General features: G+C 69.1%; 22 protein-coding genes and 1 pseudogene. 15 read left to right on the forward strand and 8 right to left on the reverse strand.

The window, feature by feature from the left end:
- Positions 1 to 29 precede the first annotated feature (29 nt).
- The 9 genes from ACZ3HV_RS00060 to ACZ3HV_RS00100 all read left to right on the forward strand — a co-directional run bounded on the left by ACZ3HV_RS00060 (position 30) and on the right by ACZ3HV_RS00100 (position 9682).
- Complete coding sequence (locus ACZ3HV_RS00060) at positions 30 to 635, forward strand: nucleotidyltransferase family protein (protein ID WP_465679457.1); 606 nt, start codon at positions 30 to 32, stop codon at positions 633 to 635.
- 37 nt (positions 636 to 672) lie between these two features.
- The gene (locus tag ACZ3HV_RS00065; RefSeq protein ID WP_465679458.1) at positions 673 to 1548 is read left to right on the forward strand and encodes an AAA family ATPase; all 876 of its coding nucleotides are present in this window, start codon (positions 673 to 675) and stop codon (positions 1546 to 1548) included.
- 7 nt (positions 1549 to 1555) lie between these two features.
- Entirely contained in the window at positions 1556 to 2647 is a 1092-nt protein-coding gene (locus ACZ3HV_RS00070; RefSeq protein ID WP_465679459.1) for a vWA domain-containing protein, read from the forward strand.
- Complete coding sequence (locus ACZ3HV_RS00075) at positions 2640 to 3761, forward strand: XdhC family protein (protein ID WP_465679460.1); 1122 nt, start codon at positions 2640 to 2642, stop codon at positions 3759 to 3761. The genes ACZ3HV_RS00070 and ACZ3HV_RS00075 overlap by 8 nt, the downstream gene beginning before the upstream one ends.
- Positions 3762 to 3862: 101 nt before the next feature.
- Positions 3863 to 4333 (forward strand): (2Fe-2S)-binding protein, encoded by a 471-nt coding sequence (locus tag ACZ3HV_RS00080; protein ID WP_465679461.1) that lies wholly within the window; start codon positions 3863 to 3865, stop codon positions 4331 to 4333.
- Positions 4330 to 6714 (forward strand): xanthine dehydrogenase family protein molybdopterin-binding subunit, encoded by a 2385-nt coding sequence (locus ACZ3HV_RS00085; protein WP_465679462.1) that lies wholly within the window; start codon positions 4330 to 4332, stop codon positions 6712 to 6714. The genes ACZ3HV_RS00080 and ACZ3HV_RS00085 overlap by 4 nt, the downstream gene beginning before the upstream one ends.
- A complete protein-coding gene (locus ACZ3HV_RS00090) occupies positions 6711 to 7565 on the forward strand; it encodes an FAD binding domain-containing protein (RefSeq protein ID WP_465679464.1) in 855 nt (284 codons plus the stop codon). Before ACZ3HV_RS00085 ends, ACZ3HV_RS00090 begins: the two co-directional genes overlap by 4 nt.
- Complete coding sequence (locus ACZ3HV_RS00095; RefSeq protein WP_465679465.1) at positions 7562 to 8194, forward strand: SRPBCC family protein; 633 nt, start codon at positions 7562 to 7564, stop codon at positions 8192 to 8194. The genes ACZ3HV_RS00090 and ACZ3HV_RS00095 overlap by 4 nt, the downstream gene beginning before the upstream one ends.
- Positions 8195 to 8251: 57 nt before the next feature.
- On the forward strand, positions 8252 to 9682 hold the full coding sequence (locus tag ACZ3HV_RS00100) for a serine hydrolase domain-containing protein (protein ID WP_465679466.1): 1431 nt from the start codon (positions 8252 to 8254) through the stop codon (positions 9680 to 9682).
- Between the two features lie 3 nt (positions 9683 to 9685).
- Here the strand turns inward: ACZ3HV_RS00100 and ACZ3HV_RS00105 are convergent, their stop codons facing one another.
- A complete protein-coding gene (locus ACZ3HV_RS00105; protein ID WP_465679468.1) occupies positions 9686 to 10078 on the reverse strand; it encodes a VOC family protein in 393 nt (130 codons plus the stop codon).
- Positions 10079 to 10139: 61 nt separating this feature from the next.
- On the opposite strand from ACZ3HV_RS00105, the gene ACZ3HV_RS00110 reads away from it, so the two are divergent.
- On the forward strand, positions 10140 to 11276 hold the full coding sequence (locus tag ACZ3HV_RS00110) for a glycerate kinase family protein (RefSeq protein ID WP_465679469.1): 1137 nt from the start codon (positions 10140 to 10142) through the stop codon (positions 11274 to 11276).
- Between the two features lie 150 nt (positions 11277 to 11426).
- A complete protein-coding gene (erpA, locus tag ACZ3HV_RS00115; protein ID WP_360361870.1) occupies positions 11427 to 11783 on the forward strand; it encodes an iron-sulfur cluster insertion protein ErpA in 357 nt (118 codons plus the stop codon).
- Between the two features lie 54 nt (positions 11784 to 11837).
- Here the strand turns inward: erpA and ACZ3HV_RS00120 are convergent, their stop codons facing one another.
- Entirely contained in the window at positions 11838 to 13304 is a 1467-nt protein-coding gene (locus tag ACZ3HV_RS00120) for a DHA2 family efflux MFS transporter permease subunit (RefSeq protein WP_465679471.1), read from the reverse strand.
- 103 nt (positions 13305 to 13407) lie between these two features.
- Here ACZ3HV_RS00120 and ACZ3HV_RS00125 point away from each other — a divergent pair, with 103 nt between their 5' ends.
- On the forward strand, positions 13408 to 14118 hold the full coding sequence (locus tag ACZ3HV_RS00125) for a TetR/AcrR family transcriptional regulator (RefSeq protein ID WP_465679472.1): 711 nt from the start codon (positions 13408 to 13410) through the stop codon (positions 14116 to 14118).
- A 183-nt stretch (positions 14119 to 14301) separates the two neighbouring features.
- Here the strand turns inward: ACZ3HV_RS00125 and ACZ3HV_RS00130 are convergent, their stop codons facing one another.
- From ACZ3HV_RS00130 to ACZ3HV_RS00140, 3 genes are all read right to left on the reverse strand, one after another.
- A complete protein-coding gene (locus tag ACZ3HV_RS00130) occupies positions 14302 to 15291 on the reverse strand; it encodes a MerR family transcriptional regulator (protein WP_465679474.1) in 990 nt (329 codons plus the stop codon).
- Positions 15292 to 15315: 24 nt separating this feature from the next.
- Positions 15316 to 16611, reverse strand: a complete 1296-nt coding sequence (locus ACZ3HV_RS00135) for an amidase family protein (protein ID WP_465679475.1) — start codon at positions 16609 to 16611, stop codon at positions 15316 to 15318.
- A gap of 133 nt (positions 16612 to 16744) precedes the next feature.
- Positions 16745 to 17917: an amidohydrolase family protein gene (locus ACZ3HV_RS00140; RefSeq protein WP_465679477.1), complete on the reverse strand. Its 1173-nt coding sequence runs from the start codon at positions 17915 to 17917 to the stop codon at positions 16745 to 16747.
- Between the two features lie 231 nt (positions 17918 to 18148).
- On the opposite strand from ACZ3HV_RS00140, the pseudogene ACZ3HV_RS00145 reads away from it, so the two are divergent.
- Positions 18149 to 18287, forward strand: a pseudogene (locus ACZ3HV_RS00145) (aldehyde dehydrogenase family protein); the annotation flags it as partial.
- A gap of 83 nt (positions 18288 to 18370) precedes the next feature.
- Here the strand turns inward: ACZ3HV_RS00145 and ACZ3HV_RS00150 are convergent.
- The gene (locus tag ACZ3HV_RS00150; protein WP_465679478.1) at positions 18371 to 19021 is read right to left on the reverse strand and encodes a GntR family transcriptional regulator; all 651 of its coding nucleotides are present in this window, start codon (positions 19019 to 19021) and stop codon (positions 18371 to 18373) included.
- A complete protein-coding gene (locus ACZ3HV_RS00155; RefSeq protein WP_465679479.1) occupies positions 19018 to 19746 on the reverse strand; it encodes a maleate cis-trans isomerase family protein in 729 nt (242 codons plus the stop codon). The genes ACZ3HV_RS00150 and ACZ3HV_RS00155 overlap by 4 nt, the downstream gene beginning before the upstream one ends.
- A gap of 45 nt (positions 19747 to 19791) precedes the next feature.
- Here ACZ3HV_RS00155 and ACZ3HV_RS00160 point away from each other — a divergent pair, with 45 nt between their 5' ends.
- Positions 19792 to 22950 carry an FAD-binding and (Fe-S)-binding domain-containing protein gene (locus ACZ3HV_RS00160; RefSeq protein ID WP_465679480.1) on the forward strand — a complete coding sequence of 1053 codons (3159 nt, stop codon included), beginning with the start codon at positions 19792 to 19794 and terminating at the stop codon, positions 22948 to 22950.
- Here ACZ3HV_RS00160 and ACZ3HV_RS00165 read toward each other — a convergent pair.
- Positions 22862 to 23344, reverse strand: a complete 483-nt coding sequence (locus ACZ3HV_RS00165) for an ArsR/SmtB family transcription factor (protein WP_465679482.1) — start codon at positions 23342 to 23344, stop codon at positions 22862 to 22864. The two genes, ACZ3HV_RS00160 and ACZ3HV_RS00165, sit on opposite strands and share 89 nt — an antisense overlap.
- A 414-nt stretch (positions 23345 to 23758) precedes the next feature.
- Between ACZ3HV_RS00165 and ACZ3HV_RS00170 the strand changes: the two genes are divergently transcribed.
- On the forward strand, positions 23759 to 24670 hold the full coding sequence (locus ACZ3HV_RS00170) for a cation diffusion facilitator family transporter (protein ID WP_465679483.1): 912 nt from the start codon (positions 23759 to 23761) through the stop codon (positions 24668 to 24670).
- The last annotated feature ends 21 nt before the right edge of the window (positions 24671 to 24691 follow it).

Here is a 24691-nt window from a genome sequence, read left to right on the forward strand (position 1 = left end):
CCAGACTGTGAAATCGGTACCCTCCGAGAGTGAAGATCGCAGGACTGGTGCTCGCCGCCGGGGCCGGCCGCCGGATGGGCGGCCCGAAAGCGCTCGTCCGCGACCCGGCCGGCGTCGCGTGGGTCGTCCGTGTCGTCCGCCTGCTCGCCGCCGCCGAATGCTCGCCGATCCTGGTCGTCGTTGGAGCCGCCGCCGACCAGGTCCGAGCCGAGCTCGCCGACGAGCCGGTCGAGGTTGTCGACGCAACCAACTGGGCGGAAGGCATGGGAGCCTCGCTCCGCGCCGGGCTGACGACCCTGCGGTCCGCCGCCGGGCCGGAGGCAGCGGGTGTGGCCGGCGCCGACGCCGTACTGGTCGTCCCTGTCGATGTTCCTGGGCTGACAATCAAGGCCGTACGCCGGGTCGCGGCGGACGACTCCGGGTTGGCGCGAGCGGTGTACGACGGGCTCCCGGGACATCCGGTGCTGTTGGCAAAACAGCACTGGGACGGGGTGATCGCGACGGCTGAGGGGGATGCGGGGGCACGCGTGTACCTGCGGGAGCATCCAGTCGTGGAGATCGAGTGTGGGGATCTCGCGGAGGGGGCTGATGTGGATACGGTCGACCAGTTGCCGGACGGGCATCGCGCGGGCTGACCTTGGCAACGTCGGGCGCGCGGGTGATTCTGGTCAGATGAACGCCGTCGGTTCCGCGGGTGAGCTTGCCGCGCGTCTTCGTGGGACCGGGTATCTGGCCGACGAAGGCTTGGCCACGGTCGGCTATCTGGCGCTCGCCCTGCACCGGCCGCTGCTGCTGGAAGGCGAGCCCGGCACCGGCAAGACCTCGCTGGCCGGCGCGCTCGCGGAGGCGCTCGGCGTACAGCTGATCCGGCTGCAGTGTTACGAGGGCATCGACGCGTCCCAAGCCCTCTACGACTGGGACTTCCCGCGCCAGATCCTGCACCTGCGCACCGTGGAGGCGACCAGTTCCGACGCGGTCGTCGAAGAGGTGGAGAAGAGCCTGTTCGACGAGCGGTTCCTGCTCGCCCGCCCGGTCCTGCGGGCCCTTCGCGAGAGTCCCGCCGTACTGCTCGTGGACGAGATCGACCGCGCCGATGACGAGTTCGAGGCGTTCCTGCTCGAGGTGCTCTCGACCAACGAGGTGACGATCCCGGAACTCGGCACGATCACCGCCGACGTGCCGCCGATCGTCGTCCTCACGTCCAACCGCACCCGGGAGATCCATGACGCGCTGAAACGGCGCTGCCTCTATCACTGGATCGACCACCCCGGTCTGGCCCGCGAGGTCGAGATCGTCCGGACCCGGCTGCCGGACGTGTCGCACCGGCTCGCCGAACAGGTCGCCCGGTCGGTGCAGCGGATGCGCGAGCTCGATCTGCTCAAGCCGCCCGGTGTTGCCGAGACCCTCGACTGGGCCCGCGCGCTCGACGCGCTCGGGACGGACATCCTCGACGTGGAGACCGCGGCCGCCACGCTCGGCGCGGTGCTCAAGTACCGCGAGGACACGGACCGGGTCCGCGAGTCGCTCGACCGGCTGCTGGGGAGCTGACGCAACGATGACCGCACCGGACCTCGCGTTGGCCGGCTTCGCGTCGGCCCTCCGGCACGCGGGTCTGCACGTGACCGCCGACCGCGTCCACCTCTTCCTCCAAGCGGTCGCCACCCTCGACGCAGCGGTCACCGCGGACGTCTACTGGGCCGGCCGGGCCGCGCTGTGCGGTGGACCCGACGACCAGGCCCGGTACGACGAGGTGTTCGCGGCCTGGTTCTCCGGCGAGCGGACCGGCGGGACAGTCCGCCGTACGCCGCAAGCCTCTGTGCAGGCCGCGCTCGACGCCGACGACACCGCCGCGGGGGAGGATGGCGACCAGTCGATCAACGTGTTCGCGAGTACGACGGAAGTCCTCCGGCACCGCGACGTGGCTGAGTTGTCGCCGAGCGATCGGGCCGAGTTGGCGCGACTGTTCGGCACACTCCGGCCCCGGGTCCCGGTACGACGGGCTGTCCGCCGGCGTCCGTCCCATCGCGGCGACATCGATCCCCGGCGGACGCTCCGCGCCCAGCTGCGACAGGTCGGCGAGCCGGCCCGCGTCCACTACCGCCGGCGCGGCTCGCGCCCGCGGCGGGTTGTCCTGCTGATCGACGTCTCCGGCTCGATGCGCCCGTACGCCGACAGCCTGCTGCGGCTCGCGCACACGATGGTCCAGCAAGCCCCGCGATCGGTGGAGGTCTTCACCATCGGCACCCGGCTGACGCGGGTGACCCCGGCGCTGCGTCGCCGCGATGCGGAGGTCGCGCTGCGGTCCGCGGGGGATGTCGTACCTGATTGGTCGGGTGGCACTCGGCTTGGCGAGGTGCTGAAGGTGTTCCTGGATCGGTGGGGGCAGCGGGGGATGGCGCGACGTGCTGTCGTGGTGGTGTGCAGTGACGGATGGGAGCGCGGTGACGCCGCGTTGCTCGGTGCGCAGTTGGGGCGGCTGTCCAGCCTGGCGCATCGGGTGGTCTGGCTGAATCCGCATCGGGGCAAGCCCGGGTACCTGCCGGTGCAGGCCGGGATCGTTGCCGTCCTGCCGCATGTCGACGAACTCGTCGCCGGGCACAGCCTGGCCAGCTTCGCGGACCTTCTGGAGGTGGTCGCCGATGCGTGAGGTGCTCGAGCGGTTGATGACGTGGTGGACCGCGGGGGAGTCGGTTGCCGTAGGCACCGTCGTGGCGACCTTCGAGTCCGCGCCGCGACCGCCGGGAGCGGTGATGCTGGTCGGTCCCGGCCTCGAGGCGGTCGGCAGTGTGTCGGGCGGCTGCGTCGAGGGCGCGGTGTACCAACTCGGCGAGGAGATCCTCGAGTCCGGCGAGCCGGTCCTGCAGCGGTACGGCGTGAGCGACGAGTCGGCGTTCGCGGTCGGACTGACCTGTGGCGGCATCATCGACGTGTTCGTGGAGCGCGTCGACAGGACGTCGTACCCAGAGCTCGCCGAGGTGGCGGCGGACATCGACGCGGGACGTCCGGTTGCGGTGGCGACCGTGGTCGCGCATCCGGATCCGGAGCGGGTCGGGCGACGGCTCGTGGTCAGACCGGAGGGCCGGCCGGCCGCCGGGAGTCTTGGCTCGGAGCGGGCCGACGACGCGGTGGTCGACGATGCTCGCGGGTTGCTGGCGAACGGGCGGACGGAGACGTTGGAGTACGGGCCGGACGGGCAGCGGCGGGGCGAGGGGATGCGGGTCTTCGTGTCGTCGTACGCGCCGGTGCCGCGGATGCTGGTGTTCGGCGCGATCGACTTCGCGGCGGCGGTGGCGCGGCTCGGATCCTTCCTGGGATATCGCGTGACGGTCTGCGACGCGCGCGCCGTCTTCGCGACCGCTTCGCGCTTCCCGTCGGCCGACGAGGTGATCGTCGACTGGCCGCATCGCTACCTGGGCGCCGAGGCCGCGGCGGGCCGGCTCGACGAGCGGACCGTCATCTGTGTGCTCACCCATGACCCGAAGTTCGACGTACCGCTGCTGGAGGTCGCACTCCGGTTGCCGGCCGTCGCGTACATCGGCGCGATGGGCTCGCGGCGTACGCACGACGACCGCTTGAAGCGCCTCCGCGAGGCCGGTCTCACCGATGCGGAACTGACCCGTCTCTCCAGCCCGATCGGCCTCGACCTCGGCGCCCGTACGCCGGAGGAGACCGCCGTCAGCATCGCCGCCGAGATCATCGCTCACCATTGGTCCGGCTCCGGCCACCCGCTGTCGGCGAACTCCGGACCGATCCACCACTGACCCGCGCCGGCGTTGACGGAAGCAACAGCCATCTCTTGTGGTCGACATCACACCGGAGCACGATCGGGGTACGGCGGTTGCTGACCATCTGGAGGCGGGGCATGACCCGGATCACGGTGAAGGTCGATGGAAGCAGCTTCACGGACGACGTGGAGCCGCGCACGCTGCTCGTGCATTACCTGCGCGAGCAACTGGGAAAGACGGGAACCGTGGTCGGCTGCGATACCGGCAACTGCGGCGCCTGCACGGTCCACCTGGACGGGCGGAGCGTGAAGTCCTGTTCACTGTTCGCGGTCCAGGCCGACGGCCATGAGGTGACCACGATCGAGGGTCTCGCGACGAACGGGCAGCTGCACCCGATGCAGCAGGCCTTCCACGAGAACCACGCTCTGCAGTGCGGATACTGCACACCGGGCATGATCATGCAATCCCTCGACCTGCTGGCCGACAATCCGAATCCGAGTGAGGACGAGGTCCGGCTCGGGCTCGAAGGCAACCTCTGCCGCTGCACCGGCTACCAGAACATCGTCAAGGCCGTCCGTGCCGCGGCGGCTGCTGGAGGTGCCTCATGACCACCACCGAGGACCGCCCGGCCACCGAGGTCGGCGCGCCGCGCCGGCGCAAGGAGGACGCCCGGCTGATCACCGGCCGGACCCGCTGGACCGACAACATCGTCCTGCCCGGCATGTTGCACGTCGCGATGGTCCGCAGCCCGTTCGCGCACGCCCGGATCACCGCCATCGACACCGAGGCAGCCCGCGCTGCTACCGGAGTGGTCGCCGTAGTGACCGGCGCGGACATCGCCGACGAGCAGGGCGCGCTGCCGAACGCATGGGCCGTCGTCCCCGATCAGAAGGCCCCGGTGCACCCGTCGATGGCGGTCGACCATGTCGCGTTCGCCGGTGAGATCGTTGCCATGGTGGTCGCCCGGAACGCGGCCGAGGCGAACGACGCCGCCGACCTGGTCGACGTGGACTACGAGGAGCTCACACCCGCGCTCGACCTGCGGTCCGCGGCCGCGGACGAGGTGATCGCCCACCCGGACCTCGGGACGAACGTGTCGGCGGTCTGGTCCTACGACTCGGCCGAGGCCGGTACCGGTAGCGACGTGGACGCGGCGATCGCGGCGGCCCGCGACGGCGGGATCGTGATCGAGAAGGAGATCCGCCAGCAGCGGCTCATCCCGGCGTTCATGGAACCGCGCTCGATCGTCGTCGATCCGACCACCGAACAGATGACGGTCTGGTCGTCGACCCAGGTGCCGCACTTCGTGAAGATCTTCATCGCGCTGGTGCTGGGCATCCCGGAGAACAAGATCCGGGTGATCGCGCCGGACGTCGGCGGTGGTTTCGGCGGCAAGCTCCAGTTCACGCCGGAGGAAGTACTCACGGTCATCGCGGCCCGCCGGACCGGAAAGCCCTGTAAATACACCGAAACCAGATCCGAGTCGCTGATGGCCGCGCACCACGGCCGGGACCAGTGGCAGAAGCTCACGCTGGCTGCGAACGCCGACGGCACGGTGACCGGGCTCAAGGTCGACCTGATCGCGAACATGGGCGCCTACCTCGGTCTCGTCACGTCGGCGATCCCGTTGCTCGGGGCGTTCATGTACAACGGCATCTACAAGTTCCCGTCGTACCGTCTCGGCATCACCAACGTCTTCACCAACAAGACCTGGACCGACGCCTACCGCGGCGCCGGCCGGCCGGAGGCGACGTACGCGATCGAGCGGCTGATGGACGAGCTCGCGGTCCGGGTCGGCGTGGACCCGCTGGAGATCCGCGAGCGGAACTGGATCAAGCACGAGGAGTTCCCGTTCGCGACGGTGTCCGGGCTGCGCTACGACTCCGGCAACTACGAGGCCGCGACCGCGAAGGCCAAGGAACTGTTCGGGTACGACGCTCTGCGCGCCGAGCAACTGAAGCGGCGCGAGTCCAGCGACCCGGTCCAGCTCGGAATCGGGATCTCGACGTACACCGAGATGTGCGGGCTGGCGCCGTCGCGCTGGCTCGGCTCGATGGGGTACGTCGGCGGCGGCTGGGAGCACGCGGCGGTCCGGATGCTGCCGACCGGCAAGGTCGAGGTGATCACCGGAACGAGCCCGCACGGCCAGGGGCACGAGACGGCGTGGAGCCAGTTGGTCGCCGACCGGCTGGGCGTCGCCTTCGAGGACGTCGAGGTTCTGCACGGTGACACGCAGATCGCCGCCCGCGGCCTGGACACCTACGGCTCCCGATCGCTGTCGGTCGGTGGCATGGCGGTGCTCGCCGCGGCCGATAAAGTGATCGAGCGGGCGAAGCCGATCGCGGCCCAGCTGCTCGAGGCGAATGTCGATGACCTGGAGTTCTCGGGCGGCCGGTACGGCGTTCGCGGCACGGAGTCGGGGATGACGATGGCCGAGCTCGCTTTCGCGGTGTTCCAGGGGCACAAGCTGGACGGTTCCGCGGAAGGCTGCCTGGACGCCGACGCGACGCTCGACCCGGACGACTTCTCGTTCCCGCACGGGACGCATCTGTGTGCGACCGAGGTCGACACCGAGACCGGTGCGGTGACGATCCGGTCCTATGTGAGCGTCGACGATGTCGGAGTGGTCGTCAATCCGCTGATCGTCGAGGGGCAGGTGCACGGCGGTCTGGCGCAGGGCATCGCGCAGGCGCTGTTCGAGGAGGCAGTCCACGACGATTCCGGGACCCTGGTCACCGGATCGTTCGACCAGTACCTGCTGCCGGGCGCGCCTGATCTGCCAAGCTTCGAGACGGCAAGGACCGAGACTCCGGCGACGACGAACCAGCTGGGGGTGAAGGGCGTCGGCGAGGCCGGCACGATCGCGTCCACGCCGGCGGTCGTCAACGCGATCATCGACGCGGTCCGGCACCTCGGTGTGACGGACGTGCCGATGCCCTGTACGCCGTACCGCGTGTGGAAGGCGTTGCAGGAAGGAGCGCAGTCATGATTCCCGCGGCGTTCGAGTACTTCAGCCCGTCATCGGTGGACGAGGCGGTCGGGTTGCTGCGCGAGCACTCCGACGCGAAGGTGCTGGCGGGTGGCCAGAGCCTGATGCCGGTGCTGCGGTTGCGGCTGGCTGCGCCCGAGACGATCGTCGACCTCGGGAAGATCGGCGAACTGCAAGGCGTCCGTGACGACGGGGACGCGATCGTCATCGGCGCGATGACGTCCCACAGCGCGGTGCAGTCCGATCCGCTGGTCGGCGAGCATGCCCGGCTGATTTCGTTGGCAACGGCAACGGTCGGGGATCCGCAGATCCGGCACCGCGGCACGTTCGGCGGCTCGCTGGCGCACGCCGATCCAGCCGGTGATCTCCCCGCGGTGGCGGTCGCGCTCGACGCGTCGTTCGTGATCGCCGGGCCCGGCGGTCGTCGTACCGTCGCCGCGCCGGACTTCTTCCAGGGGGTGTTCAGTACGGCGCTCGCCGACGACGAGCTGCTGGTCGAGGTCCGGGTGCCGAAGTACACCGGCTGGGGAGCGCACTACGAGAAGTTCAACCGGGTCGCCCAGGCGTGGTCGATCGTCTCCGTCGCGGCGGCCGTCCGGCTGGACGGTGACTCGATCGCGGAGGCACGCGTCGGGCTCGGCAACATGGGGTCGACGCCGATCCGGGCGACCGCGGTCGAGGAGGCGCTGATCGGCCGGCCGGCGACCGCCGAGGCGGTGCGGGAGGCCGCGGCCCGGGCGGCGGACGGGACGTCTCCGGTGACCGACCTCAACGGTGATGCGGACTACCGCCGGCACCTGGCGACGGTGCTCACCCGGCGGGCGGTCCTGGCCGCGGCAGGTACCGGATGAGGCTGGAGCACAAGTTCGTCGTACCGGCTCCGATCGAGCAGACGTGGGCCGCGTTCAACGACCTCGAACGGGTGGTGCCGTGTTTTCCCGGCGCCACCCTGACGACGTACGACGGTGACGAGTTCACCGGCTCGTGCACGGTGAAGCTCGGGCCGGTGGCGTTGCAGTACACCGGGAACGGCAGCTTCGTCGAACGCGACCAGGACAAGCACCATGCGGTGATCGAGGCCAAGGGCAAGGACCGCCGCGGCAACGGCACCGCGACCGCGCGGGTCACCGCCCAGCTGACCGCATCCGGGACGGACGCCACCGAGGTCACTGTTGACACCGACCTCGTCATCACCGGTCGGCCCGCCCAGTTCGGCCGCGGTCTGATCCAGGATGTCTCCAACCAACTCCTGGACAAGTTCACCGCCTGCCTCGCCACCAAACTGGAAGAACCAGCCTCGGTCAGTGAGCCGGCCACCGCATCCACCACACCTCCGGAGCCGTCTACTGAAGCAGCATCTTCCAGTGCTGGGGCGCTCAACCTCGCGGCGACAATGCTGCCCGTCCTGGCTCGACGCGCCCGCCCGTACCTGATCGGTGCGGTCGTCGCCCTCGTCCTCCGTCGACTACTCCGCCGCTGACCGCACCGCCCGAGAATCCGGTGGTCACTTCGTCGACGGGGGTCGAGAATCGGCGGAATGAGCCAGAGTCCGCTGCTGCCCCGCTCCACACCAGCCGGCGAAGGCGTCGATTCGGCCGGACTGATGGCGTTGCTGGACCGGTGGGACGAGCAGGCGCTCGAATGTCATTCGGTGGTCGTGCTCCGGCACGGGCAGGTGATCGCCGAAGGCTGGTGGACGCCGTACTCGGCCGACCGACCACACCTGCTCTACTCGTTGACCAAGTCGTTCACGGCGATCGCGGTGGGACTCGTTGTCGACGACGGCCTGCTGGCGCTCGACGATCGTGTGGTCGACGTTCTGCCCGAGCACGTACCCGAGCCGGTGCCGCCACGGTCCGCAGAGCTCACCGTTCACCACCTGCTGAGCATGTCGACCGGTCACACGCACGATCTCCTCGAGGATGCCTGGGACCTCGAACCGACCGATCTGGTCCGCGGCTTCCTCCGGATCGAGCCGAACGACCCGGTCGGCTCGCTGCACCAGTACAACAACGCGACCACCTTCCTCCTGGCCCGGATGGTCGAACGGGTCGCCGGCCGTACCCTGCCCGACCTTGTACACGAGCGGCTGTTCGCACCGATGGGAGTGACCGTCGCGGAGTGGGAGCGCGTCGCCGGCGGTGCCACCTTCGGCTTCCACGGGCTGCACCTCACCACCGAGGCAGTGGCTGCGTTCGGCGAACTGCTGCTGCGCGGCGGACGATGGCGCGATCGGCAACTGGTGTCGCGGCGGTGGATCGACCTGGCCACCCGCAAACACGTCGAGACCGTGCTGTCCGACGACGACTCCCGTACGGCGGACTGGCTGCAGGGCTACGGGTATCAGTTCTGGATGTCGCGCCACGGCTTCCGCGGCGACGGCGCGATGGGGCAGTTGTGCCTCGTCGTACCGAGCGCGGACCTGGTCGTCGCGATCACGGCTGCCGTGACGGACGCGCAGGCCGTACTCGATGGCGTCTGGGACTGTCTGCTCCCGGCCATCGACCAGCCGGTGGACCACGGGCTGGACTCGAAGCTCGGCGATCGAATGCGCGGCCTCGCGCTGCCTCTGGTCATCGGTGATCATCGGCCGCAGCACAGCGCCATCGCGGTCGTCGACGGACCGACAGAGGATGCTGCGCTACCCCTTGGATCGCGACTGTCGCTCGAAGCCGTGCCGGACGGTTGGTCGGTGCGGCTGGAAGCGGACGGCACGACGTTCGCGGTGGAAGTCGGGCACGGTGAATGGCGGGAGAGCCGCCCGTTCGGCCGACCGGTCGTCGCGTCCGGCGGCTGGCAGGGTGAGGTCTTCGTTGCCGACCTCTACGTCATCACCACTCCCAGCCGGGTGCGGATCACCGTCGCCGACGGTCGCGCGACCGCAACGTGGAACCTCGTGCCGCTGGTCGGCGCCAGCTTGCTCTGGCAGCTGTCGCCCGACCTGATCACCCGCCCGAACAGGTCGTGATGTCTAGGGCGTCGGCGCTCCGCCAGGAGGCCATTCGACCAGTTCGAACCGGTAGCCGTCGGGGTCGGTGAGCCACGAGGTCTTCGGGCCGTCGGGTCCTCCGGGGAGTTCGGGCGGCGCGGGCTCGAGGCCGGCCGCGGCCAGGCGCTCGATGGTGGCGCTGAGCGAGGCGACCTCGATGGCGAAGTGTTCGAAGCCGCGGACCTCGACCGGTCCGTCGGCCGGCCGATGCACCAGTTCGAGCGAGACCGCGGGTTCGTCGTCGAGCTTCAGCCACACCAGGCTGGAGCCGTCCTCGAGCGGCACGGTGCCGAGTTCGGTGTAGCCCACCGCCCGGTAGAACACGAGCGAACGGTCGAGGTCGCTGACCCGGAGCGCGAACAGGATCGTCTTCATCTGCCGATCCAACTGGTGGCACCGGCGTACGTCAACGCAGGCCGTGCGGGAGGATGTCGGCATGCGAATCCTGATTGCGCCGGACAAGTTCGCGGGGACGCTGACCGCCGTCGAGGCGGCCGCGGCGATCGAGGAAGGGTGGCGGCGGCGCGATCCGCAGGCCGAGGTGCTGGTGGCGCCGATGGCCGATGGGGGTCCCGGTTTCATCGACGTACTGTCCGCGGTCGTCGACGGGACGCTGCTGTCGGTGACCGTCCGCGGGCCACTCGGCGGCGACACCCCGGCGACCGTGCTGCTCGCGGGCGAGACGGCGTACGTCGAGACCGCGCAGGCGTGTGGGTTGCACCTGGTGGAACCGAAGGACCGCCGGCCCGAGGACGCGACGACGTACGGCGTGGGTCAGCTGATCGCGGCCGCGGTGGACGCCGGGGCGAAGCGGATCATCCTCGGCCTCGGCGGATCCGGTACGAACGACGCCGGCGCAGGCCTGCTCGCCGCCCTCGGCGCGACCGCGACTGGTGGACAGGCGGTGGATGGTGGCCAGGCGGGCGGTGCGAGCGGCGGCCGGTTGGACGGCGGTGCTGCGGGGCTCGCCGGGCTGGCCTCGGTGGATCTCGAGCCGGCTCGGACGCGGATGGCGGGGATCGAGTTCGTCGCGGCGAGTGACGTGGAGAACCCGATGCTCGGGCTGCGCGGCGCGACCAACGTGTTCGGCACCCAGAAGGGGATCACCGACGACCGCAAACCCGCGGTCGACGGCTGGCTGACGCACTTTGCCGAACTGGCGGACCGCAAGACCGCGGACAAGAAGGGCGCCGGTGCTGCGGGCGGCCTCGGCTACGCTCTGTTGCTGCTCGGCGCCGAACGGGTGTCCGGCATCGACCTGGTCGCGGAGCTGACCGGGCTGAAGGAGAAGGCCTCCCGCGTCGATCTGGTGCTCAGCGGCGAGGGCGCGTTCGACTTCCAGTCCCGCGACGGCAAGGTGATCGCGGGTGTGGCGAAGGTCGCGAACGACGCGATGCGGCCGTGCGTCGTACTGGCCGGGAAGGTCCAGATCGGCTCCCGCGAGATGCGGACGATGGGCGTCGAGTCGGCGTACTCGCTGGTCGACGCGGTGGGGGAGGAGCGGGCCTTCGCGGATCCGCACGGCTCGCTGGCGGCGGTTGCGGAGCGTGTCGCCCGGACCTGGGCCCGCTGACCAGCCTGCGACCGGGGTAGTTGATCCTGGAAATTGGTGTGCGACCATGGGAATGATCACGAGTTCGGAGCTGTTGGCTCGTGATGTCAGCGGATTTTCCGTGCCCGCCTGCGGTGCGAGTAGGCACTTGAGAGATGACTGGAGTCAGGAATGACTGAAGCGCAGACCGAGCAGACCGTCGCCACGGGTGTGATCCTCACCGACGGAGCCGCCGCGAAGGTGAAGGCGCTGCTCGACCAGGAAGGTCGCGACGACCTCGCGCTGCGGGTCGCCGTGCAGCCGGGTGGTTGCTCCGGACTGCGGTACCAGCTGTTCTTCGACGAGCGTCAGCTCGACGGCGACGTGGTGGCCGACTTCGACGGCGTGAACGTCGTGACGGACCGGATGAGCGCGCCGTACCTGAAGGGCGCCTCGATCGACTTCGTCGACACGATCGAGAAGCAGGGCTTCACGATCGACAACCCGAACGCCACCGGCTCCTGCGCCTGCGGCGACTCGTTCAACTGAGCTGTCCCGAAGCCCCCGGCACCGCATGGTGCCGGGGGCTTCGTCATGCCCGGATCAGTGCGCCTGGACGCCTTCGCGGGCCCGCTTCGGCAGCAGCCAGGTGACGGCGAGGCTGACCACGAACATCGCGATCGCGACCAGGACAGTCGTCTTGGTGGCGCCGAGGAAGGCGTGCATCGGCAGCAGCTGGAAGAAGATCGTGCCGATCACCGCGACCCCGATCGCTCCGCCGAACTGCTGCATCGCGGTCAGTACGCCGGACGCCGAGCCCGCGGCCTGGTCGTCGATCGACGCGAGGATGATGTCGAACAGTGGCGCGAACACCAGGCCGGCACCGATCCCCGTGGCCAGGGTCGCCGGGACCAGGTTCCAGATCGTCGTCGCGTCGCCGTAAGTGTGCAGGGTGAACCAGACACCGCCCATCGCCAGCGTCATCACCGCGATGCCGAGCTGCAGTGCCTTCCGCCCGAGCTTCGGAGCGAGCAGTCCGCCGGACAGTGGCGCGCCGATCGCGATCCCGAGTGAGAACGGCACCATCGCGAGGCCGGCCTTCAGCGGGCTGTAGTGCAGACCCAGCTGGGTGAACAGGTTGAAGACCAGCATGAAGCCTGACATCGCCAGGAAGAAGGTGGTGATCACCGCGAGGCCGGCGACGTACCCGCGGCTACGGAACAGGGACGGGTCGATCACCGGGTTGCCGGAGCGGCGCTCACGCCGGCCGAACAGTACGAACGTCGGCACCGACGCGATCATCATCACGATCGTCCAGGCCGGCCAGCCGAGCTCGCGGCCCTGGACGAGCGGGTAGATCAGCAGACCGGACGCGAGGCTGACCAGGATCACACCGGCGGCGTCCAGCCTCGAGGCGCCGGGGGTCTTCAGTTCGGGCATGAACCGGAGTGCACCAATCAGGGCCGCGATGCCGATCGGCACGTTGATGAAGAAGATCATCCGCCAGCCGGCGTCGAACCAGTTCGCGTCGATCAGTACGCCGGCCAGGATCGGGCCGGCCACGGCCGACAGGCCCATCACCGGGCCGAACAGCGCGAATGCCTTGCCGATCTCGTCCGCCGGGAAGACCGCCTTCAGGATCGCGAAGCCCTGCGGGATCATCACCGCGCCGAGCAGACCCTGCGCGACCCGGCTGCCGATCAGCAGCTCCGGGCTTGTCGACAATCCGCAGATCGCCGAGGCGACGGTGAACCCGATCGCACCGATCAGGAACATCCGCCGGCGTCCGACGAGGTCGCCGAGGCGGCCGAAGCTGATCAGGCCGATCGCGAACGCGAGCGTGTAGCCGGCCAGCATCCACTGCATCGCCGACTCCGATCCGCCGAGCTCGGCCCGGATCGAGGGTGCCGCGATGTTGACGATCGTCGCGTCGACAAGGTCCATGATCTCGGCGATCAGCACGGTCGCCAGCACGATCCAGCGCCACCGGTACGGCGTACTGGTGTCGGTGCGCGGCCCGGCGTGTGGGGTGGTCTGGGGTTCCGGTGGAGTGGTGGTGGAGGTGCTCATCGGTGGCTCCTGAAGCGACGAGGGCGAACGGTGTTCGTTAACGAACACTGTTCTACGCGCGAACACTGTTCCTGTCAAGTACGGTGTTCGCTACAGTGGTGCCATGACCCAGTCGCCCTGGCAGCCGATCAGCCCCGCGAAACCCGCGCGTACGCCGAAGGAGCCGCTCACCCGCGAGCGGATCGTCGACGCGGCGATGCGGCTGATCGTCAAGGACGGGTACGAGGCGGTCTCGATGCGCAAGGTCGCCCAGGAGCTCGGCACCGGGCCGGCCTCCCTCTACGCGCACGTCGCGAACAAGCGGGAGCTCGACCAGTTGCTGGTCGAGCGGGCCGCCGAGCAGATGAAGCTCCCGGAGCAGGCCGACCCGGATCGCTGGCAGGAGCAGCTCAAGGACGCCATGCGCGAGATGCTCCGGGTGATGCGGGCGAATCCGGGCGTCGCGCGCGCCGCGATCGGTCAGGTGCCGCTGGGGGAGCGGGCTCTGCTCAGTACCGAGCGGATGCTCGGGATCCTCAAGGCCGGCAATCTTCCCGACCAGGCGGCTGCCTGGGCGGTCGACCTGATCCCGCTGTACGTCACCGCGATCGCCTTCGAGGAAAGCGTTCAAGGTGCGTGGGCCTGGACCGAGGAGGACGTCGAGGGTTTCGTCTCCGAACTGCGTGCCTTCTTCGGATCACTCCCCGCCGACCGCTTCCCGATCACGGCCGCTCTGGCCCCTGCCCTGACCTCGGGCGCCAGCGGTGACGAGCGCTTCGAGTTCGGCATCGCCGTCATCACCGCCGGCCTCGCCTCACTCGCAGTCAAGCCCTGATCGCCGCCCGGCACCGATAGCCGCCGCAGTCAAGCCCTGATCGCCGGCCTCGGCGTCGCTCGCAGTGAACGCCTGATGAGGGTCCCCGAAACCGGCCGCTGCCCGCTCAACGGCACCGAGATCCCCGGCACCGAGGAGGCGCCGCCTCCGGTTGCCTTGGAGCCGGAACCGGTCAGGGCCTGACTACTCGATCGGCTCCTGCAGTTCGGTCACCCAGTCGGCTGGGTCGTCCGGGCAGTCGAGGTAGAGCTCACGCGCCGGCTCGCTGGATCGATAACCGTTGTCGTCGATCCAGCGGGCTAGTGCTTGCCACGCGGGCAGCACTTGATCGATCGGCCCGCGATACACCAACGTCGCCGCCCGTACCGCCGGCAAATCGATCACCTCAAGCCCGTTGAGGTTGCCTACAGCCCCATTCACGTTGCCGTCGGCCTTAGCCAGGTTGCCGTCGGACTCATTGGGGTTGTCGCCGGCGTTAGCCAGGTTGCCGTCAGCCCCACCCGCGTTGCCGTCAGCCCCACGCGTGTTGCCGTCCGCGTCATCCGGATTGCCGCCGGTATGACTCGGGTTGCCTTCGGCATCGACAGCTGCCGGGACGGTCGCGCGTACGACGACTTCGTCCTCATCCGCGCTCGCCTGTGGGGCGCGCTCGTACAGACAGGTCAGGTGGCCGGACGGGCGGACCGCTGCGTGGGGGAGCCGGCGGCCGAGCTCGGCGCACAGCGGACGAACGACCGGGGTGATGTCCTCCGGCGTGAAACTCGCGGCCGTGGTGGTCAGCCCGACCAGCCGAACGGCGGGCAGTTCCTTGATCACCACGTCGGCGGCGGGGAAGTCGTCCTCGATACCGCGCAGCCGTGACTCGACCTGAGCGAGCCGGGCATAGCTCTCCGCAACGGTCGATTCCAATTCCGCACGTCGGATTGTCAACAATGCACGCAGCTCGGCCGGACTGATGTCGTCCATGATCATCGTCCGCACCTGCTCGAGCGAGAACCCGAGATCCTTCAGCGCGACGATCCGGTTGAGGTCGGCCAGTTGCCCCGCGGTGTAGCTGCGATAACCGGTCGCCGGATCGACGTACGCCGGGCGCAGCAGCCCGATCGCGTCGTAGTGCCGCAACATCCGCACCGACACTCGCCCATGCCTCGCGAATTCCCCGATTGCGAACAATCCGCACTCCCTTCCGAGATGAAGTCAACCAGCCAGGAGCTCCGCGAACGTGATGGCGGTGTCGTCTTCTTGCCACGGACCGATCACCTGACCGCCGACGGGCAGCCCGCTCGGCGTCTGTCCGATCGGCATACTGAGCGCTGGGTGGCCGGTCAGTGATGCGTGGGCGATCCAGAACACCTGAGCGTCGTACCGCTGCTCGCCGTACGACGTCGTGATCGTCCGCTCCTCGAAGGGCCGGTCATCGTGGGGGAACGCGGTGGTGAAGCTGGTCGGGCACAGGAAGACGTCGACATCCTCGAAGTACTGCTGCCACTGCATCCGCGCAGCCATCCGCCGACGCTCCTGCTCGATCACCTCGACGAGACTCGCGGACGCCGGCGCGTCGCCGTGCAGCGTGAAGAACAGCCCGACCTGGAATCCGAACGCCTCGGCCTGTTCTGCCGGATCGACTCCCTCCGGCCAGCCTTCGACGATCTTCGCGCCGCTCCGCCCGATCCGATCGATCGTGTCGGACAGCACGTCGCCCACCTCGCTCGACACCGGTGCGGCCGCATCGTCGGTGACGACGCCTACCCGGAAGTCGGCGAGCCGTTCGCGCCGCGCCGGCCGAAGATTCCAGGAGTACGGCGCCTCCGGCCCGCCGGTGAGCCGCAACGCCGTACGCAGGTCGGCGGCCGATCGCGCGAGTGGTCCGATTGTCGACAGGTTCGGGAAGTCGTTCGGCACCGCAGGTGGTCCCGGCACCTGGAATCCGTCCAGCGGGACCAGTCCCGTGGTCGGTTTCAGTCCGTAGACACCGCAGTACGCCGCCGGCAGCCGGATGGACCCGACGAGATCCGAGCCGTACTCGAGGTAGCTCAACCCCGCGGCCAGCGCGGCCGCCCCACCTCCGCTCGATCCCCCCGGCGTGCGGGTCAGGTCCGCGGGATTGTTCGTCCGGCCGTAGATCTCGTTCGCGGTCTGCCCGAAATCCGCCAGCATCGTGTGGACATTACTTTTGCCGACAATGATCGCGCCCGCCTGGCCGAGCCGGTCGACCACAGTCGCGTCCCGCTCCGCGACGTACTCCGCAAACGCCGGAACACCCCACGTCGTACGCATCCCCGCGACGTTGAAACACTCCTTGACCGTCATCGGCACCCCATGCAGCGGCCCAACCTCCCGCCCCTCCGCAACCGCAGCATCAGCTGCATCAGCAGCCCGCAACGCAAACTCCCCCCGCGTCTCCACCACCGCGTTCACGCGGGCGCCGGACTCTGCCCGGGCGTCGACGCTGATCCGGTCGAGCAGCTCCTCCGTCACCTCACGCGACGTCACCGCACCACCCCGAATCCGCCCCGCAACCTCAGTAGCCGTTCTCATCATGCCGCCGGTCTACCCCCTAACACAGTGTCAGAGTCAACCGCGCCCCCCACCCACCCAGCGCCGACCGCGACCCGCCCGCTTGGCGTCAGCTGGCCGGGCGGCTTACTGGGCGGCCGTTGTGGAAGACCTGGCGGATGCGTTGCTCCAGGGATGTGCAGTCCAGGTCGGTGCCGTCGAGGAGTACCAGGTCAGCGCGCTTACCCACGCTGACCTCGCCACGGTCGTCTGCCAGACCGAGCAACCGAGCAGCATCGATCGTTGCCGCGCGCAACGCCCCGGCATCACCCAGCCCAGCCGCGGCCAGATGCCTGAGCTCCCACAGCACCTCGGAATGCGGCCGCACCGGATTGTCGGTACCCATCGCAATCCGCACCCCCGCGTCGTTCGCGAGCCGCACCGACTCCCGATGCGCCTCGGCAGCCCCCGCCGGCACACTCTCCGGATCCGACTGACTAACGGACAGCGTCGGCACGAGCCAGGTCCCGGCCTCAACCATCGCCCCGACCGCGGCTTCGTCGAGATAGGTCCCGTGCTCGATACTCCCCGCCCCGGCCCGCGCCGCGAGCTCAACCGCCCGTGCCCCGTGTGCATGCACCATCAACCGACGACCACCCTGCCGCCGAGCCTCGTCCACCAGCGCTTCCATCTCGTCGATTGTCAACTGCAGATCATGGACACCGGTCCCGATCGCCATCGACCCGGTCGCCGCCACCTTGATCCAATCCGCCCCGGCCCGAACCATCCGCCGTACGACGGCTCGCGCCTCATCCGCACCGTTGAACACCGGATCCGGCAGCGACGGATCCTCGAAGAAGTCGACCGGCCCGGTCCGTGGTGCCCACAGGTCCCCGATGCCTCCCGTCGTACAGACCTGCCGGAGGCTGATCAGCACCTCCGGCCCGTCGATCCAGCCCTTCTCCACCGCCATCCGTACGCCGGCATCCGCGCCCCACGCGTCGCGCACGGTCGTGATCCCAAGACTCAGCAACGTGCGCAACACGGGTACGGCGGACAACGGCCGCACCGACCGCGGCAACCCGAACGGATCGCGCCGCGTCTCCGCCGTACATACATGCGTGTGACAGTCGATCAGCCCCGGCAGCAGCAACCCACCAGAACAGTCGACCGCCTCGTCGCCGTCGAGCCCTGTCCCAATGTCAACAATCCGATCGTCCACGAGTACGACGTCCGCCGTACTCACCTCTCCGGACACGACATCAAGAACAGAACCTGAATGCAGCAGCAGCCGACGAGTCATCCCGGCATCCTCGCAACCCCGGGGTCCTCACCGCGGCCGACGACCGTACTCGTCCCGACCGCTCAGCAGACAGATCTTCGGCCCCGTCGCGCCCATCACCTCCTTCACCACCGAGGAGGAGGTGATCGCGGCCGCCAACAGACCATGCCGTTGTCGATGGGCTCGGCGACGCGGGGGGCGCGGCGGAGGTCGTTGGTGAAGACGTACGCGACCAGGCCGTACTCAGTGCCTGGCCTCAACCAGGGCGTCGTCTCCAACCCCGCCGCCCCCTTCGGGCGGCACCAAACAATCGGGCCTCGGCCGAGAAGGCGGCCACACGGGCATCGAAGAGTTCCTCGAAACCAAATACATCGGCATCGCCCTCAGCTGACCGCAGCAGGTCTACCCTCAGACGACCTCGACGCGCAACTTCACAGGTCATCTCCAAGGACGGACTCGCCCTCGGATGCCCGGCTACCGGGAGGTGAGGCGGGTTATGGCGTCTTCCATGTGGGCTACGAGGAGGTCGTCGGCGAGGAGGTGGTCGCCGGCGGCGATGGCTTCGGCTATGTGTTGGTGTTCGCGTACGCGGGCTTCGGCGCCGGAGTAGGTGGCTTCGAGGGCCTGGATGCACATCCGGGTCTCGGTGATGAGGGTTTTGTGGATGCGGCTGAGGCGGGGGCTGGCGGCGAGCTGGACCAGGAGCTCGTGGAAGGCGATGTCGATCTCGCCGACGGCCGACGGGTCGCCCTCGGCGTCGCTCATCTTGCGGACCAGCGTGAGGAGTTCCTTGCCGGCCGCCTCGTGATCGCCGTCGGCGACGATCTTGCTCGCCGCGGCGCGCTCGATCGCGGCGCGCGCCAGGTACATGTCGCGGATCTCGCCCAGCGTCATGTCGATGACGAACAGCCCGCGGTTGCGGATCGAGACCAGCAGGCCTTCCTGCGTGAGGCGTTGCATGCCCTCCCGGAGCGGCCCGCGGCTCACACCGAGCTGGCGAGCGAGCTCCGCCTCGGCCAGCTGAGCGCCCGGTTTGAGCTCACCGTGTGCGATCGCCCTGCGCAGCTTGTCGGCGATGATGCTCGGCGTCGACTCCTGCGCCAACGGCTCGATGTAACTGGTCACGCGTAGGTCCCCCTTGCTGAAAACAGACTGCCCAAGCTTGGCAGAGAAGGTACCGGGCCGAGCAAATCGAGCCCTTTCCACACGGTCACCTGGTTCGCGGTCAGCACCGGCTTGCCGACTGTCGCCTCGAGATCGTCGACAATCTCCAACGTGTGCATGGCCGTGTCCGGCACCAGGACCGCCTCGGCGTCCGGGTGGTCCGCCGCCTTCACCATCGCGATCAGCTGGTCCGCCGCGAGCGTGCCGACCTCGGCCGCGGTGAAGATCCCGTGGCTGCCCATCGCGACCACCTCGGTCCCGCCGTCGGTGAGAACCCGGACGAAGTGCTGCGCGACCTCGTCCGGGTACGACGCCGCCACCGCGACCCGCCGTACCCCGAGCGCGCGGCACGCGTCCACGAACGCGAGCGACGTCGACGACGCCGGTACGCCGAGCGCCTGAGCGACACCAGATGCCTGATTGTGGGCGCCCTCGGGTCCGAACACGAAACTGCCCGACGTACAGGCCCACATCACCGCATCCGGCTGGGCCGCCGCGAGCTCGGAGGCGCCCTCGGCGAGCCGCTCGGCCCGGCCGAGGTCCAGCAGACCATCTACCCGGTGCGCGCCCTCGCCGAGCGAGGTGATCACAACCGGCAGGCGGATGGAGCCGTCGAGCCGCGCCTCGAGTGCGGGATCGTCGTCCTCCGCGCTGTGTCGGGGGTAGAGCAGCCCTACTGTGACCATGCGACCTCCTGGCTGACCGGCGCGCAAATCGGTAGATTGTTGACAATGCTAACCTCAGACAATCCTGCTGCTGGAAGCGTCGTTGCGGCGCCAGGCCGCGGTCTCGGGTACGACGTCGCGCGGTTGGCGACCCGCCTGCGCCGGGAACTGCGGGGTGTCGTGGCGGACGATCGACGGACCCGAGCGCTCTATGCGGCCGACGGTTCGAACTACCGCGCCGTACCGGAGCTGGTCGTCGTACCGGCCGATGCGGAGGAACTGGCGAACGCGGTCACGTTGATCGCGGCTGCCGGGGCGCCGGTGGTGTTGCGCGGTGGGGGTACGTCGATGGCCGGCAATGCGATCGGTGGGGTGGTGATCGACGCGTCGCGGCACGTCAATCGGATCCTGGAGATCGACCCGGTGGCACGGACGGCGGTCGTTGAGCCGGGGGTGGTGTTGACGGATCTGCTGGCCGCGGCGAGGCCGTACGGGCTGGCGTTCGGGGCGGATCCGTCGTCGGCGAGCCGGGCGACGCTGGGCGGGATGATTGCCAACAATGCGTGCGGGGCGCATTCGGTGGCGTGGGGGACGACTGCCGACAATCTGCAATCGCTCGACGTGGTCCTTGCCGACGGCACCCGAATGACACTCGATGCGGGGAACGACCAGGGCGGTAAGGGAAGCGGGCGTGGCGGTGAGGTCGGCGGGCGGGCCGGTGGGGGAGGTGGGCCTGGCGGTCGGGTCAGCGGGCGGGCCGGTGGGGGAAGCGGGCGTGGCCGTGTGGGAGGCGCGCGTGGCGGTGCGGGCTTCCTTGAGAGTTATCGGGCGGGGCTCGCTGCTCGGGTCGGTCGGGAGGGGGAGTTGCATCGAGCGCTGCAGGGGTTCGTGGATCGCAACGAACTGCTGATCAGGCGGAGGTTCGGCCAGTTCAGTCGGCAGATCTCGGGGTATGCGCTGCATCGGCTGCTGCCGGAGTACGGGTACAACGTGGCCGCGCTGCTGTCCGGGAGCGAAGGCGGTCTGGCGGCGACTCTGCGGGCGACGATGCGGTTGAGCGAGTTGCCCAAGGCAAAGGTCTTGTGTGTGCTCGGGTTCGGCGACTCGATTAGCTCAGCGGACTGTGTGCCAGTCGTGCTGCGGCACCATCCGCTGACGATGGAGTCGATCAACAGCGACCTGGTCGAACGCCTCCCGGCCGAGGTGCGCGACGCCGCCGTACACGCCGGGTTGCCGGAGGGCCAGGCGTGGCTACTCGTGGAGATGGGCGGCGATGACGAAGTGCTGGCTGCCAGGGCCGCACAGTTGATGCTGGACGAACTGCGCGACTCCGGTTCCGCTGCGTCGGCTTCGCTGGTGACGGAGGCGAAGGCTCAGGGCGTGTTGTGGCGGTGTCGGACGGATGCCGCCGGGCTGGCGACTCGCCGGGCGGACGGGGCCGAGGCGTGGGGCGGTTGGGAGGACGCCGCCGTACCGCCCGAGCGTCTGGGGGACTACCTCCGCGGACTCGACGAGCTGCTCGGCCGGCACGGGGTGTCCGGTGCGTCGTACGGGCATTTCGGTGAGGGCTGCATGCACATGCGGATCGACTTCGACCTGTTCAGTACGCGCGGGATCGCGACGTACCGGGAGTTTGTCGAGCAGTCGACGGATCTCGTGGTCGAGTTGGGCGGTTCGGTCTCGGGTGAGCACGGCGACGGGCGGGCGCGGTCGGAGTTGCTCAGCCGGATGTACGGCGCCGACGGGGTGCGGCTGTTTGCGGAACTGAAGGAGATCTGGGACCCGGGGCGGGTGATGAACCCCGGGATGATCGTCGACCCGCCGCCGCTCGATCTGGCGATCCGGCACGACGGACCGGCGAAGGACCGTCGATTGTTGACAATCTTCACGTATCCGGACGACGCGGACGACTTCGCCCAGGCGCAGCGCCGGTGTGTGGGGATCGGGAAGTGCCGGCAGAGTTCGGGCGGCGTGATGTGCCCGAGCTATCAGGTCACGCGCGAGGAACTTCATTCGACCCGCGGACGTGCGCATCTGCTGTGGGAAATGCTGCAGGGCGACGTGATCACGGATGGCTGGCGGTCGACCGAAGTGCGCGATGGGCTGGATCTTTGCCTGTCCTGCAAGGGATGTCTGTCCGATTGCCCGGTCAACGTGGACATGGCGACCTACAAGGCCGAGTTCACCTATCACCATTACGCCCGCCGCCCGTGGGCACGACCGATGTCCCACTGGTCGATGGGGTGGTTGCCTCTGTGGTCCAGGCTGGCGTCGCGGGCGCCCGGCGTTGCGAATCGATTTGCACGCCTGCAGCTGACCAAGCGTTTAGGCGGGATCGCGGCCGAGCGGGAGGTCCCGGCCTTCGCGTCCGAGAGCTTCACCCACTGGTTCAACAACCGCGCCTCCGCCGGCCGACCGGGCGCCGAACCGGTGGGTTCCATCGGCCTCGCCGGTTCCAGGGACCGTGCTGTGGGGTCGGGTGGATTGTCGACGGGTGGTCGGAAGGTTGTGTTGTGGCCGGATACGTTCACCAACTATTTGGCGCCTGAGGTTGGGCGGGCGGCGGTTGCGGTGTTGGAGGCGGCTGGGTTCGAGGTGGTGGTGCCGGACAAGCCGGTCTGTTGTGGTCTGACCTGGATCTCGACCGGGCAGTTGAAGACTGCTCGACGCGTTCTCAACCGGTCGCTTGGGACGCTCGCGCCGCATCTCGCCGCCGGTACGCCGATCGTCGGGCTCGAACCGAGTTGTACGGCAGCCCTCCGGCACGACGCACCTGATCTGATTGCCGACAATCCGATGGTTGACCAGGCCGCGCGGACGACGCGGACCTTCGCCGAGCTCGTCAGCGAGTCGGGGTGGGAACCACCGCACGTCGGGGGAGCGGCGTTGGTCCAGGCCCATTGCCACCAGCACGCCGTACTGGGCTTCGACGCCGACCGCCGGTTGATGTCCGCGGCCGGCATCGACGCAACCGTGCCCGACTCGGGTTGCTGCGGTCTGGCCGGCAACTTCGGCTTCGAACGCGACCACTACGAGGTCTCGAAGGCGATCGGTGAGCGCGTCCTCCTCCCCGCCGTACGATCGTTGCCCGAAGCAACCGCCGTACTGGCCGACGGCTTCAGCTGTCGCACCCAGATCACCCACGGCACCTCACGCCGCCCGCACCATCTCGCCGAACTCCTCGCTGCGGCACTGCCGTCACACGACGGCGGCACCGGGAGGTAGAGCAGCGGGTCGCCGCGCCGGGTCTGGTTGAAGTGCCGCTGGGCGCCCGCGGGAAACTCGTCAGCCGGGGAGGTCGCGGTCGAGGTGGTCGGCGTGGAAGAGCGCCTGGTCGAGGGAGTTTGCGGACGTGATGGTCGGCGGCCGAGTAATAGACGAAGGTGCCTTCGCGGCGGCCGCGGACGAGGCCGGCCAGGCGGAGTTTGGCCAGGTGCTGGCTGACGGCTGCCGGCGCGGCGCCGGTGAGCTCGGCCAGGCAGGCGACCGACGACTCGCCTTGCAGCAGCGCCCAGAGGACGCGGATCCGCGTCGGGTCGGCGAGCAGACGGAACGATTCGGCGGCGAGATGCACCTGCTCCTCGTTCGGCATCTCGAAGTCCTCGATCGACGAGTGCATGGTCGACACTGTACCCAGAACCTGCCTACTTGCGTATATGCATGGTTGCGCAGATAACATGTGTCCATGAACGTACGGCGTGAGCCCGCGGCGGGTCATGGTCATGGTCACCCTGCCGAACACGGGCATGGTCACGAACACGGAGACGGCGCAGGACCCGGAGGCGGTGTCGGACCCGGAGACCGCGCTGGGCAGGGGCACGGCGCTGGACACGGACACGAGGCTGGACACGGACACGAGGCTGGACACGGACACGGACACGGCGCTGGGCAGGGGCGAGAGGCTGAACCCGGAGACGGCGCCGGACACGGGCACGGCGCCGGACACGGGCACGGGCACGGGGAGGGGCGCGGGCACGGGGAGGGGCGCGCGGGCCGGGGTGGATGGCGTGGGCCGGTCGGTTGGGTGGTGCGGGTGTTCCGGCCGCATCGGCACGATGCGGCGGAGTCGGTGGACGCGGCGCTGGAAGGGAGTGCGGAGGGGATCCGTGCGGTCAAGATCAGCCTGGCGGGGCCGGGACTGACGGCGATCGTGCAGGCTCTGCTCGTCGCGCTCACCGGCTCGGTCGCGTTGCTCGCCGATACCGTGCACAACTTCTCCGATGCGCTGACCGCGGTTCCGCTGTGGGCTGCGTTCGTACTGGCGCGCCGGCCGGCGACCCGGCGCTACACCTATGGGTACGGGCGGGCCGAGGACCTCGCCGGGATCTTCATCGTCGGGATGATCGCGTTGTCCGCGGTGGTCGCCGGGTACGAGTCGATCCGGCGGCTGATCGATCCGCAGCCGCCGGGGCACCTGGTCGCCCTGATCACCGCCGGTTTGGCCGGATTCGCCGGCAACGAACTGGTCGCGGCGTACCGGATCCGAGTCGGCCGCCGGATCGGTTCAGCCGCCCTGGTCGCGGACGGACTGCATGCGCGCGCCGACGGGTTCACCTCACTCGCGGTGGTACTCGGCGCGATCGGCGTACTGGCCGGCTTCCCGCTGGCCGATCCGCTGGTCGGGCTGGGGATCACGGTCGCGATCCTCGTCGTACTGAAGAGTGCGTGGACCGATGTCTACCGGCGGCTGATGGACGCGATCGATCCGGAATTACTCGCCGCTGCGGAGACCACCCTGCGTGGTACGCCGGGCGTCACCGCAATCGAAGACCTCCGCCTCCGCTGGACCGGGCACCGCATTCGGGCTGAGACGAGTGTCCTCGTCGACCCGGCTCTGACCCTCGCGGACGCCCATGCGATCGCGCACGACGCCCACCACCGCCTGTCGCACTCGCTGCCCAAACTCCACAGCGTCACGGTCCACGTAAGCCCCGCCAACCACTAGCTCCGATCCAGCCCAGAAGAC

Source organism: Kribbella sp. NPDC020701, from assembly GCF_055562215.1.